This window comes from Paenibacillus hebaui (genome assembly GCF_051934385.1).
Taxonomy (GTDB): domain Bacteria; phylum Bacillota; class Bacilli; order Paenibacillales; family Paenibacillaceae; genus Paenibacillus.
This window is the reverse complement of record NZ_CP196836.1, coordinates 790,029-804,016: the sequence shown is the minus strand read 5'-3', so window position 1 is coordinate 804,016 and position 13,988 is coordinate 790,029. Positions and strand designations below refer to the sequence as shown.

At 48.9% G+C, this 13,988-nt stretch carries 6 protein-coding genes and 3 rRNA genes; 1 reads left to right on the top strand and 8 read right to left on the bottom strand.

The window, feature by feature from the left end; genetic code table 11:
- Positions 1-114: 114 nt before the first annotated feature.
- From ACR32F_RS03585 to ACR32F_RS03575, 3 genes are all read right to left on the bottom strand, one after another.
- Positions 115-378: a DUF1294 domain-containing protein gene (locus ACR32F_RS03585; protein WP_440116226.1), complete on the bottom strand. Its 264-nt coding sequence runs from the start codon at positions 376-378 to the stop codon at positions 115-117.
- A gap of 125 nt (positions 379-503) precedes the next feature.
- Positions 504-641 carry a hypothetical protein gene (locus ACR32F_RS03580; RefSeq protein ID WP_440116224.1) on the bottom strand — a complete coding sequence of 46 codons (138 nt, stop codon included), beginning with the start codon at positions 639-641 and terminating at the stop codon, positions 504-506.
- 160 nt (positions 642-801) lie between these two features.
- Entirely contained in the window at positions 802-2,931 is a 2,130-nt protein-coding gene (locus ACR32F_RS03575) for a DNA topoisomerase III (protein WP_440116222.1), read from the bottom strand.
- Positions 2,932-3,300: 369 nt separating this feature from the next.
- Here ACR32F_RS03575 and ACR32F_RS03570 point away from each other — a divergent pair, with 369 nt between their 5' ends.
- Positions 3,301-5,235: an amidase family protein gene (locus ACR32F_RS03570; protein ID WP_440116220.1), complete on the top strand. Its 1,935-nt coding sequence runs from the start codon at positions 3,301-3,303 to the stop codon at positions 5,233-5,235.
- A 174-nt stretch (positions 5,236-5,409) separates the two neighbouring features.
- Here ACR32F_RS03570 and ACR32F_RS03565 read toward each other — a convergent pair whose 3' ends face one another.
- The 5 genes from ACR32F_RS03565 to ACR32F_RS03545 form a co-directional block, all read right to left on the bottom strand.
- Positions 5,410-6,411 (bottom strand): ketoacyl-ACP synthase III, encoded by a 1,002-nt coding sequence (locus ACR32F_RS03565; RefSeq protein WP_440116218.1) that lies wholly within the window; start codon positions 6,409-6,411, stop codon positions 5,410-5,412.
- A 441-nt stretch (positions 6,412-6,852) separates the two neighbouring features.
- The gene (locus tag ACR32F_RS03560) at positions 6,853-8,349 is read right to left on the bottom strand and encodes an alpha/beta hydrolase family protein (protein ID WP_440116216.1); all 1,497 of its coding nucleotides are present in this window, start codon (positions 8,347-8,349) and stop codon (positions 6,853-6,855) included.
- 357 nt (positions 8,350-8,706) lie between these two features.
- Positions 8,707-8,823: ribosomal RNA gene (gene rrf, locus ACR32F_RS03555) — 5S ribosomal RNA — on the bottom strand.
- An 84-nt stretch (positions 8,824-8,907) separates the two neighbouring features.
- Positions 8,908-11,834, bottom strand: a 23S ribosomal RNA gene (locus tag ACR32F_RS03550).
- A gap of 339 nt (positions 11,835-12,173) precedes the next feature.
- Positions 12,174-13,726 (bottom strand): 16S ribosomal RNA (locus ACR32F_RS03545).
- Together the 16S, 23S and 5S rRNA genes form the textbook arrangement of a ribosomal RNA operon.
- Positions 13,727-13,988 lie beyond the last annotated feature (262 nt).

The following is a 13,988-nucleotide window of genomic DNA, read 5'->3' as shown; positions in this document are numbered from 1 at the left end:
TGTAACTCCTTAAACGCCTATGGGTCAGAATGAAGCATTCATAGGAAAACTTTACATATCACTCTAGCCATCTCACACATTCAACAATAGACCGACATGGGTTAATCCGTCACATTATTGCAGGAAATAACCATAAAGCACTGCATTCAGGAATAACAGCAGCGGAATGCCGATCGTGAAGCTGGGATGTTTGGTTTTGTGACGTTTCCGATACATTGCAATCCATACTCCCAACGCACCTCCAATAAAGGCTAACAGAAATAGCGTTCTTTCGGGCGTACGGTCACGACGACGCTGCGCACGTTTCTTGTCATCTGACATAACGAGGTAACCGACTACATTAATAAATAAAAACCACAGTATCAATCCGGTATGCATATAATTCTAGCGGTCCCCCTATCCCGGGACATCTCCCTGTACCTCCATTATAATCCTCCGGAGGAACATGAGCAACGCGGGCAGGGAACCGCATGATTGGAAGGACTATTTTGATCGTTTTGAATCTAGGACTCTTGTTTTGGAATCCCGTTTAGGCTGGGCACTCTTTTTGCTGCTTTCTCCGGACGTACTGCGATATGCTCTTCCCGGATACTATCATTGTTTTGCTGATTGCGGATCTTCTCTGGCTTGTTATGCGGCATCTGCGTGTCACCTCCTTGGCTTACGTTGCCTGAAAACGGAGGATCTTATACGACTTGACATGGATAGGTTAGGATTAGCTTCCATGCTTCTCTTTTGGAGCAACACATTGACATGACGCATAGCGCAAGAGGTACGTCCTCAACCCTTCTGGATCACGTGTTACTCTCCTTTTTTCTCCATGGCCGCCTTAAGCAAATCTCCCAGATTGGAGCCAATCGATTCCTGTTTAGCATATTGTTTGACGAGCTTTTGTTGGTCCCGTTTGTTCACATGTTGTTTGTCTTTGTCCAACGTTTCTGTAATACCACAAGGCAGACATTGCACGTATAGGCCCGCCTTACCTTCTTTGATTTCCATCTTTTTGTGACACTGTGCACAGCGACGGTTGGACAATCTTTTCTCTGCCGAACGACGATATCCACAATCCTCGGTTGGACATACAAGAAACTTGCCGCGCTTACCCTTCTTCTCCAGTAACCTTGCATTACAGTCCGGGCAGTGACTATTCGTCACATTATGCGGCTTGTACTCCGCCTTACTGCCTTTTACCGTAGATACAAGTTCTTTCGCCATCGAACGGATACCCTCCAGGAAAGGTCCAGGTTTCCCTTGTCCACGGGCGATCCGTTCCAACTCAGCTTCCCAACGCGCTGTTAACTCCGGTGTCCGAAGCTGCGGGGCAGCCAGTTCAATCAACTGTTTTCCTTTCCCTGTTGGGTGCATGCTGTTGCCTTGACGATCAATCGTGTCGGAACTGACCAGTTTCTCAATAATATCCGCTCGTGTAGCCGGAGTACCCAGTCCATGCTTCTCCATTTGGGAAAGCAGAGCCGCTTCGGTATACCGTTTGGGCGGCATCGTCCGCCCCCCTTTAATATGGCAACGCTGAACCGTCACGGCCTGCCCCTGCTGCACATCTGGCAAAAGCGCACGTTCATGGTCTGATGGATCGTCTGCACGGTCATCGTCATCATCGCTGTAATCTCCGCCATACACTTCACGCCATCCACTTTCTTTCACCGTTGTGCCTTTGACATGGAATGAATCGTTGCCCACCTGAACGGTGATCGCGACAGAATCGTACTTCGCAGCCGGGTAGAACAAGCTTATAAACCGACGTACGATGAGATCGTACAACTTGCGCTCCTCTGGATTCAACAGATTCAGAAGTACCGTCTGTTCTGTTGGAATGATCGCGTGGTGATCGGTTACCTTGCTGTCATCCACGATACGTTTGGTAATATTCAGACTTTTACGCAACAAAGGACGTGCGAGAGACGCATAAGGTCCAATCGCTACACTGTCCAGCCGTTCTTTCAACGTAGCTGTCATGTCCGAAGTCAGGTATCGGCTGTCTGTACGCGGATACGTGACGAGTTTGTGCTGCTCATACAGACGTTGCAGAACATTCGATGTTTGCTTTGCAGAGAAACCATATTTCCGGTTGGCATCTCGTTGTAATTCAGTCAGGTCATAAGCCAGCGGATGCGGCTCCACCTTTTCGCTTTTTTTCACTTGAGCAATTGTGCCCTTACGGCCCTCTACCCGTTTCTTCAATGCTTGTGTCTCTTGTGGATCGAAGATGCGTGAATCACCACCTGCCGCCCGCCATACGGCCTGAAAACCTCCCAAATCTGCCGTCAACATCTCATATTCCTGTGAGCGGAAACCATTAATCTCAGTCTCCCTATCCATAATCATGCCAAGTGTGGGCGTCTGAACCCGTCCAGCTGACAACTGCGCATTAAAACGAACCGTAAGTGCACGGGTCACGTTAAGTCCAATCATCCAATCCGCTTCCGCCCGGCAACGCGCCGATTCATAGAGACGATCGAACTGACTGCCTGGCTTCAGTGATGCAAACCCGTCTTTGATTGCCTTGTCTGTCTGGGATGAAATCCACAGCCGTTTGAATGGCTTTTTCCACTGCGCCATCTGCATAATCCATCGGGCCAACAATTCTCCCTCACGGGCCGCATCCGTTGCGATAACCAGTTCACCAACATCCTGACGCTTCATTAGCTGCTGTACCGCTTTATATTGATGATTGGTCTCTTTGAGTACTTTCAGCTTGGTACGCTCTGGCAGAATCGGCAAATCCTCCAGATTCCATGTTGCATACTTCTTATCGTAATCCTCCGGTTCAGCCAGTCCAACCAGATGTCCAAGCGCCCAGGTGACGATATATTTCGGGCCTTCCAAATAGCTTTTATGTTTATCGCGCGCACCCATCACTCTAGCTATTTCGCGTGCCACAGATGGTTTTTCTGCGAGTACCAATGTCTTCACTTCATATCTCTTCCTCTCTGTAATACCTTATGTCTCTTCTATTCCTATCTTTTCATTATAACATTTCATGGTAAAGGTATGCTCTGTCCCCTGCCCGATTAACAAGCTGCTGATGGAGTATTAATTATTCAAATGTATAATTAGTGCATGTCACATTACCTTACATATCATTATTAAAAAACTTTCTTGATTACATGGGAACAAGAGCATTCTAGAGTATCTTGAATAAATAGATTGCTTGTATACGTTTTTTTGGATAAATACGATCATTGTAAGATTACCTGACATGAATATAGAATGTGTCAAAAGCATATAAACCAGATTTGCTAACACACACATCATTGAGACACAGGAAGGGAGCGTGGGTGCATGACTTATCATGGATCTGTTTTGAAAAAAAGTGGGGCTTTGTTATTGGCAGGAGCCGTTTTTGCCACAACATGGGGAGGAACAGTACCCTCGGCGTCAGCCGCAACGGCAACGCCTTCAAGCAAAACTACGGTTGCAGCCGTATCAGCTGGTAAGACTCCTACCACGGCAGAAGCCTTTGTCCAAGCCATGGAAGAAGCGGCTACACTTGCAGGTGTTCCTTTTACCATGGACAAGCTCTCAGGTGCAACAGTGCCACGTAAAGATGCTGCCGTAGCCTTGCAACAATGGCTGAAGCTAGACCCTGTCACAGAATCGTTCAAGGATGTCCCGGATCAATCCGATTTTGCCAGTGCTGTTGGTGCGTTGAATACTGCAGGGTTAATGAAAGGATATACGGAGTCTCTCTTCCTCCCTAATGCCGTACTTACGGAAAATGATGTCGTCATATTGAAAGACCGCATTTATAACTACATAAAACCTTTTGTTCTGGAGGAAGCAACGATTACAGATCTCCAGGCCGCAATGACGCAAGGAAAACTGACATCCAAAGAACTAGTTCAGAAGTATCTGGATCGCATTGAAAAATACGATGATCAAGGTGTAAGCATAAACGCCGTATTAACACTGAACCCGGATGCGCTTCAAATTGCGGAGCAATTGGATGAAGAACGTGTTGCTCAAGGTGCTCGTGGACCTCTTCATGGCGTTCCGATCCTGGTGAAAGACAACTTCGATACCAATGACATGCCTACAACCGCAGGCTGTATCTGTCTGAAAGACTCCATTCCTGCTCATGATGCTGAACAAGTGAAGAAGCTCAAAGCAGCCGGTGCCATTATTTTGGGCAAAACAAACCTGCATGAATTCGCGTTCGGCATCACCACTTCCAGCTCATTGGGTGGACAAACGCTGAACCCTTACGCCCTGGACCGCTATCCAGGCGGATCAAGCGGTGGAACAGGTGCTGCTATCGCTTCAAACTTTGCTGCAGCGGGTATGGGTACCGACACAGGGGGTTCAATCCGTATCCCTTCCAGCTTCAACAGCCTCGTAGGTATCCGTCCAACGATTGGACTCTCCAGCCGTGAAGGGATTATCCCTCTGGCCTTGACGCAAGATGTCGGCGGACCTATGGCTCGTACGGTTAGTGACGCTGCAATCATGTTGGATGCTACAGCCGGATATGACAAAAAGGATGTTGCTACAGCTTACGCAGTAGGCAAAATCCCATCCAGCTACACGGACTTCTTGGATGTAAACGGGCTGAAAGGTGCACGTATCGGTGTGGCCACTGAACTCATCCCAAGTACCAAAGCTGAAGAAAAAGCCGTAGCTGACGTGATCAACACAGCTGTGGAAGAGCTGAAGTCACTAGGTGCTACCGCAGTTCCTATTTCCATCCCAAACTTGGCTGAAATCAACAAATACCCAAGTCTCAGCGGATATGAATTCAAGTTCCAACTGAATGACTATCTGGACTCATTGGGTGCAGATGCTCCATATCACAGTCTGTCCGAGATCATTGCTTCCGGAGAGTTCGACAAATCTCAGGAGCAATCTATGAAGACTCGGGATGCACGCCAAACGTTGGAGACTACCGAATATAAGGACATTGTCCTGAAACGTACCCAAGTTACACGTGAGTCCTTGCTAAAAGTCATGGCAGACCATAACCTAGATGCCATCATCTATCCTACGTCTACACAGGCTGCTGGTGTTATTGGTGAAGGGCAATCATCAGGTGGTAATAACCGACTGAGTCCTTTCTCCGGCTTCCCTGCGATCACGGTCCCTGCTGGTTTCACAACCGATGGTTTGCCTGTAGGTATGGAATTCCTGGGTCGCGCCTTTGATGAAGGAACCTTGATCAAGCTGGCTTACAGCTACGAACAAGGAACTCATCACCGCCAAGCCCCTAAGCTTACGCCATAAAACATTTATGGGATTAAGCAATTTGTGTTAATTCAAAAAGAAACATAGCTATATTCGTATTCCTTTAAACGAACTACCTCACAAAAGAGACCACCCTCTTCATGACTGCATGAAGTCTGGGTGGTCTTTTATATTTTCTCTATTTATCTTTGTTACATATTGTTATAAGTCATTCTAACCCCTGTCCGGTATGCCCCATTTGAGCACCAGGCCCGCGTAAGTCAAGCCACCGCCAAAGCCAAAGAGAGCTACGCTCTGTCCTTCTTTCAACTTCCCTTCATCTACTGCAAGTTGCAGTGCCAGCGGAATGGAAGCGGCAGATGTATTCCCACGATACTCGACACTGGTTAACGTACGTTCCAAGGGAACCGGTCCACGTTCACATACAGCCTCAATCATTCTCATGTTGGCACTATGCGGGACAAACCAGTCAATCTGCTCAGGACTTAATCCAGCTTTCGTTATAAGGTTACCCAATTGCTCTGGAATCGTCCGTACAGCCCACTTATAAATCTCTCGGCCATTCTGAACTAAACAACCTTCACCCTGTAATGGTACACCATTCATCTCTGAAGACAGGCCACTCTTATAGAGATGTACACCACCATCTCCATGCGTACCTGATATGGCTGCCATAAAGTCACCTTCTCCAGCCGCCGATCTCTCCACCAGAAAGGCTCCCGCTCCGTCACCAAACAATACGCAAGTCGTGCGGTCAGTGTAATCCGTAATTTTGGATAAAGTCTCTGCTCCAATAACCAGTACTTTACGGTAAATTCCACTGGTCACCAGACTATCGGCTAGCTGTAGCCCGTAGGTAAAACCAGCGCATGCAGCATTTAAATCCAGTACGCCCGTGTGTGGAATTTTAAGGTTAGCTTGTACCCTGGATGCCGTACTTGGAAAAGCATATTCAGGTGTGCTGGTAGCCACAAGGATCATGTCCACATCTTCTACACTTACTTGGTAACGATGTATCATGTCTTCCACAGCCTTCGTAGCCAGGTCAGATACATATTGATCCTCAGCTGCAATTCTCCGTTCTCTCATGCCTGTACGCTGTACGATCCATTCGTCACTTGTCTCGACCAATTTCTCCAGATCAGCATTTGTTAATATTCGATCCGGTACATACGTCCCCATTGCCGTGATGGTTGCCTTTGATTGATGATTCATATCGGTAGTCACCTCACTTGTTTTTCATTATTATAGCACTAACTTCTAGTACTTGGTACTAATTTATGAGAAGACAGCTCAATTCTTTGCGAAATATAAAAGATGTACTCTCCTTGCTCCGCATAAAAAGTTTCAAGTTGAATTTAAATCATGATGAGCCGTTCTGGGACGCGGTCAACAGCATCATCGAATTCCGTAGTAATTGAACCGAGCCATCTCCACACCTCAGAGTCAATCTTGCCTTCAAGTAAAATACAAGATACATCTGCTTGTGGAAGTATGGAAGCAGCGTTCAAGAGCGTTCAACACTAACTTGTGCCCGACTGCTGGACTGTGGTTGTGTCCTGGCATATTGGGCAACCACGCTTGAGGAAACGGAAACGATATCACATAGAGAACAGGCTATCGCAGAATCGGCAGCCTGTTCTCTAATTATAATAGCTAGTTTACGAACTTCACCTCCGGAAAGCGGCTATCCGGTCCTTTCATTAAGTTTCCACCTTGATTTTTCAGATACATATCGAAGAAATCCAGCATATAGGCATTGATAACGGAGTTCGCTCTTTCGGGCGCAATCTTTCCTGTAATGCCCAGCATGTTGAAAATCGGAGAAATGAACTGTACATCGGCAAAATTCAAATGCTCCGTATTATCGATATAGAGGACTTGTCCCCCTTCGTCGACCGTTTCGCGCATCCGTTCAAGCTCTAACTTTTTATCTTCCGTTACTTGATCCTCCCACTCTCTTGTCGAGCCCATACGGTTAAGCTCTTCATCCGTGTAGACCCGGTTATCCATCACCCTTTTTAATTTTTCGGAATAGCTTTCCGAGTTGATGAACAAAAACGGCTTTCGCAGCCCCTCTCTTTCACGCAGTCGATAAAGCCCTCCATCTAAGTCTATTCCAACCGTGATTCTCGGATCGTAAGAAGCGTCATAGGCCGTCGCTCCGCCTATGGAATGACCGAACACCCCGACATGACCGAGATCGATTCTCCCTTTTAGATGACTTGGAATCTGCCCCGATTGAATGAGCTCGAATTGGTCCAGCGCAAATGCCACATCTTCGGTTAAAACTTTTCCCAACTTGTCTCGAACTCCCCTTCCCGTCCGGTAATCATGATCGGGCGAGAATAAGTTGTCGGTTGTGCTGGTCGTGATTCGACCGTCCGGAAACTTGGTCGCAAATGTATTGTAGGTGTGGTCGATCACAGCCACGATATATCCGTGACTCGCGAGATTTTCGGCTTGCGACGTGTGGAGGAACCTGGAGGATACGTTTCCAGGATTTGCAAGGATCAACGGGTATGAGGCCTGTTCCGAAGAGACTTCGCCCCCCGAATATGAATGACTGGATACATACTTCAGGTGTTGAAAAGTAAACCCGGGAAGACCAAAGTTCTCCCCCATATAAGATAAAATCCGGGTATCAGGGATAAAGGGAGCGTACTCCCCAGTGCCGGCTTCAGTCGGATACCATACCTGAACCATCAATTCTCTCTTGCCCGCCGCGGTTTTTCCAAATGTCTCCTCTCGGTTAGGATCAACGAAATGGAAGACTTGCGTACCTACCTTCAACTTGCCGGTTGGCGCCGGAAGGTCGAATACGGGAAACACATAGTTAAGGCACGCTGTTGCGATTAACCCAATCACAATTAAAAGGGGACCCAGCACTCTACGGATTCGCGAGGTAGTCCGTACGGCTTTCTGCGTTATGAAAACATCTATAATTGAAAGCATAAGCATCAGGATCGTAAATCCGTATAAAAATAAAAGCTGAACCCTGTATCCTTCGACAAGCAGATGTATCACTAAAAAAATGGAGCCTGCTCCGCTTGTCAGGAGCAAAGCAGATCTCCTGATACGTTGATTGAAAATAAATGGGATTGCCAACAAAAAAACACTTGAAAAGAACAGCAGTATTTCAAAAAACCTCACGCCAACTCCCCCTAAAAATTAATCCCATCGATGGATAGGATTAATATACAGGAGCAGCAAGATTGATACCTATTGATCTAGATTACAATCGCCTTACACTCTTGTAAGATTGTTGTAAGTTGCCTACGATGGGGCAGAAAACAGCATGTTATGTGCTAGCTTCTTCCTTTCGGCAAGATTAGTTTGTTTGTTCATCTATAAAGTATGTATCCAGGTTGCTGGTTAAGTGCACATCTGGATATCTGAGGTGAATGGGTATAAAAAAACAGCCCATCAAATCTGAGCTGTTCCTAATTTCATAGATCAAATTAGACAAAAATAAAAACCACCACCGAATTACATCGGCAGTGGTTCTTTGCTTGGCGGCGTCCTACTCTCCCAGGACCCTGCGGTCCAAGTACCATCGGCGCTAGAGGGCTTAACGGTCGTGTTCGGGATGGGTACGTGTGGAACCCCTCCGCCATCGCCACCAAACGCATAGCTTGTAGCTTATATTTCAGAGTATTTGTTCTCTGAAAACTAGATTCGAAACGAAATTTGCGCCTTACAACGTGCATATTGGATAAGCCCTCGACCGATTAGTACTGGTCAGCTCCATGCATTGCTGCACTTCCACCCCCAGCCTATCTACCTCGTCGTCTTCAAGGGGTCTTACATACTGGGAAATCTCATCTTGAGGGGGGCTTCACGCTTAGATGCTTTCAGCGCTTATCCCTTCCGTACATAGCTACCCAGCGGTGCTCCTGGCGGAACAACTGGTACACCAGCGGTACGTCCATCCCGGTCCTCTCGTACTAAGGACAGCTCCTCTCAAATTTCCTACGCCCACGACAGATAGGGACCGAACTGTCTCACGACGTTCTGAACCCAGCTCGCGTACCGCTTTAATGGGCGAACAGCCCAACCCTTGGGACCTACTTCAGCCCCAGGATGCGATGAGCCGACATCGAGGTGCCAAACCTCCCCGTCGATGTGGACTCTTGGGGGAGATAAGCCTGTTATCCCCAGGGTAGCTTTTATCCGTTGAGCGATGGCCCTTCCATGCGGTACCACCGGATCACTAAGCCCGACTTTCGTCCCTGCTCGACTTGTAGGTCTCGCAGTCAAGCTCCCTTATGCCTTTGCACTCTTCGAATGATTTCCAACCATTCTGAGGGAACCTTTGGGCGCCTCCGTTACTCTTTAGGAGGCGACCGCCCCAGTCAAACTGCCCACCTGACACTGTCCCCGCACCGGATTACGGTACCAGGTTAGAACCTAGATACGATCAGGGTGGTATCCCAACGGTGCCTCCACACAAGCTGGCGCTCATGCTTCAAAGGCTCCCACCTATCCTGTACAGATCGTACCCAAATTCAATATCAAGCTGCAGTAAAGCTCCATGGGGTCTTTCCGTCTTGTCGCGGGTAACCTGCATCTTCACAGGTATTAAAATTTCACCGGATCTCTCGTTGAGACAGCGCCCAAGTCGTTACGCCATTCGTGCGGGTCAGAATTTACCTGACAAGGAATTTCGCTACCTTAGGACCGTTATAGTTACGGCCGCCGTTTACTGGGGCTTCGGTTCACAGCTTCGGATTGCTCCTAACCACTCCCCTTAACCTTCCAGCACCGGGCAGGCGTCAGCCCGTATACTTCGCCTTACGGCTTCGCACAGACCTGTGTTTTTGCTAAACAGTCGCTTGGGCCTTTTCACTGCGGCCCCCTCGTGCTATTCACACTACCGGGGCACCCCTTCTCCCGAAGTTACGGGGTCATTTTGCCGAGTTCCTTAACGAGAGTTCTTCCGCGCGCCTTAGAATACTCTTCTCGCCTACCTGTGTCGGTTTGCGGTACGGGCACCATCACCTGGCTAGAGGCTTTTCTTGGCAGTGTGAGATCATGACCTTCGCTACTATAATTTTCGCTCCCCATCACAGCCCAGCCTTATCGATGTGCGGATTTGCCTACACATCAGCCTCACTGCTTAGACGGACATCCATCAGTCCGCGTCACTACCCTGCTGCGTCCCCCCATTGCTCATAACGGCTTACGGTGGTACAGGAATTTCGACCTGTTGTCCTTCGACTACGCCTTTCGGCCTCGCCTTAGGTCCCGACTTACCCTGAGCGGACGAGCCTTCCTCAGGAACCCTTAGGCTTTCGGCGGATCAGATTCTCACTGATCTTTTCGTTACTCATACCGGCATTCTCACTTGTATAATGTCCAGCGCTCCTTACGGTACACCTTCAACCCTTATACAACGCTCCCCTACCCCTGATGCAAAGCATCAAGCCATAGCTTCGGTGGTGTGTTTAGCCCCGTTACATTTTCGGCGCAGAGTCACTCGACCAGTGAGCTATTACGCACTCTTTCAATGGTGGCTGCTTCTAAGCCAACATCCTGGTTGTCTGGGCAACTCCACATCCTTTTCCACTTAACACACACTTGGGGACCTTAGCTGATGGTCTGGGCTGTTTCCCTTTTGACAATGGATCTTAGCACTCACTGTCTGACTCCCGGAAGTAAGTCTATGGCATTCGGAGTTTGACTGAGCTTGGTAACCCTTGCGGGCCCCGCACCCAATCAGTGCTCTACCTCCACGACTCTGTTTTCCGAGGCTAGCCCTAAAGCTATTTCGGGGAGAACCAGCTATCTCCGAGTTCGATTGGAATTTCTCCGCTACCCCCACCTCATCCCCGCATTTTTCAACATGCGTGGGTTCGGGCCTCCAGTGCGTGTTACCGCACCTTCACCCTGGACAGGGGTAGATCACCCGGTTTCGGGTCTACGTCCACGTACTAACTCGCCCTATTCAGACTCGCTTTCGCTGCGGCTCCGGCTCATCACCTTAACCTTGCACGGGAACGTAACTCGCCGGTTCATTCTACAAAAGGCACGCCATCACCCCTAAAACGGGCTCTGACTTTTTGTAAGCACACGGTTTCAGGTTCTATTTCACTCCCCTTCCGGGGTGCTTTTCACCTTTCCCTCACGGTACTGCTTCACTATCGGTCGCTAGGAAGTATTTAGCCTTGGCAGATGGTCCTGCCGGATTCATACGGGGTTTCACGTGCCCCGCACTACTCGGGATTGGTCTCGGAGAGAGCAGACTTTCAACTACAGGGCTTTTACCTTCTTTGGCGGGCCTTTCCAGACCTCTTCGCTTAATCGGCTCCTTTGTAACTCCATGTGAGACGTCCCACAACCCCAAAGAGCAAGCTCTCTGGTTTGGGCTTCTCCGCGTTCGCTCGCCGCTACTGACGGAATCACTATTGTTTTCTCTTCCTCAGGGTACTTAGATGTTTCAGTTCCCCTGGTATGCCTCTGCACAACCTATGTATTCAGTTGTGAGTAACTGGAAATTACCCCAGCTGGGTTTCCCCATTCGGACACCCCCGGATCAAAGCTTGCTTACAGCTCCCCGAGGCAGTTTCGTTGTTCGCCACGTCCTTCATCGGCTCCTAGCGCCTAGGCATCCTCCGTGTGCTCTTAGTAGCTTAACCATATCGCTCGTGTTCGAGCTGTCGCTCCGCTTGTTTTGGACTACGTCCAAAGCCAAAAGTCGCTCCATTTCGATCACTCGCTCATGCAATCTACCTTATAAACACTTCACTTGTTTACACAAGATCAGTTTAAAGGAATGTTCTAAATCGCAAAATTTCGTTTCGATATCTAGTTTTCAAAGAACAAGCTCCATGCAAAAGCAAGCTGTTTGAGAGTTTGAGCTCTCAAAACTGAGCAACGAGTGAGTTAAAAGCTTTACGAAGTAAAGCTCGCTTCGGAAGCATGCTTCCTGAAGACTTGGTTTTGAATGTTTCCACTCGGGAAACGATTCTCCATAGAAAGGAGGTGATCCAGCCGCACCTTCCGATACGGCTACCTTGTTACGACTTCACCCCAATCATCTATCCCACCTTCGGCGGCTGGCTCCTTGCGGTTACCCCACCGACTTCGGGTGTTATAAACTCTCGTGGTGTGACGGGCGGTGTGTACAAGACCCGGGAACGTATTCACCGCGGCATGCTGATCCGCGATTACTAGCAATTCCGACTTCATGCAGGCGAGTTGCAGCCTGCAATCCGAACTGAGACCGGCTTTGTTGGGATTCGCTCCATCTCGCGATTTCGCAGCCCGTTGTACCGGCCATTGTAGTACGTGTGTAGCCCAGGTCATAAGGGGCATGATGATTTGACGTCATCCCCACCTTCCTCCGGTTTGTCACCGGCAGTCTATCTAGAGTGCCCACCCGAAGTGCTGGCAACTAAATATAAGGGTTGCGCTCGTTGCGGGACTTAACCCAACATCTCACGACACGAGCTGACGACAACCATGCACCACCTGTCTCCTCTGTCCCGAAGGAAAGATACATCTCTGCATCGATCAGAGGGATGTCAAGACCTGGTAAGGTTCTTCGCGTTGCTTCGAATTAAACCACATACTCCACTGCTTGTGCGGGTCCCCGTCAATTCCTTTGAGTTTCAGTCTTGCGACCGTACTCCCCAGGCGGAGTGCTTAATGTGTTAACTTCGGCACCAAGGGTATCGAAACCCCTAACACCTAGCACTCATCGTTTACGGCGTGGACTACCAGGGTATCTAATCCTGTTTGCTCCCCACGCTTTCGCGCCTCAGCGTCAGTTACAGCCCAGAGAGTCGCCTTCGCCACTGGTGTTCCTCCACATATCTACGCATTTCACCGCTACACGTGGAATTCCACTCTCCTCTTCTGCACTCAAGTCACCCAGTTTCCAGTGCGATCCGGGGTTGAGCCCCGGGATTAAACACCAGACTTAAATGACCGCCTGCGCGCGCTTTACGCCCAATAATTCCGGACAACGCTTGCCCCCTACGTATTACCGCGGCTGCTGGCACGTAGTTAGCCGGGGCTTTCTTCTCAGGTACCGTCACTCCTTGAGCAGTTACTCTCAAGGACGTTCTTCCCTGGCAACAGAGCTTTACGATCCGAAAACCTTCATCACTCACGCGGCATTGCTCCGTCAGGCTTTCGCCCATTGCGGAAGATTCCCTACTGCTGCCTCCCGTAGGAGTCTGGGCCGTGTCTCAGTCCCAGTGTGGCCGATCACCCTCTCAGGTCGGCTACGCATCGTCGCCTTGGTGAGCCGTTACCTCACCAACTAGCTAATGCGCCGCAGGCCCATCCCCAAGTGACAGATTGCTCCGTCTTTCCAGTTTCCTTCAGGAGAAGAAAACAAGTATTCGGTATTAGCTACCGTTTCCGGTAGTTGTCCCAAGCTTGAGGGCAGGTTGCCTACGTGTTACTCACCCGTCCGCCGCTAAGTATCAAGGAAGCAAGCTTCCTATCCACTCCGCTCGACTTGCATGTATTAGGCATGCCGCCAGCGTTCGTCCTGAGCCAGGATCAAACTCTCCAATAAAGTATTGAAAAGAGCGATAAGCTCATTTTGAATCTGACGAGATTAAAAATCTCATTTGTGCTCCAGCCGATTCAAGCCAAGGCTTGTCTCAAACTTTCGCGTTCATTCTGCAAGCAGAATGTTTACTCACTCGTTGTTCAGTTTTCAAAGATCAAACTTGTTTTCGTTACCGTCGTTGTTCTCTTCGGCAACTTTTATATCATATCACTTCCGAACCAACTTTGCAAGCTCTTTTTTTAAGTTTCTTTCGAAGCTTCAATCA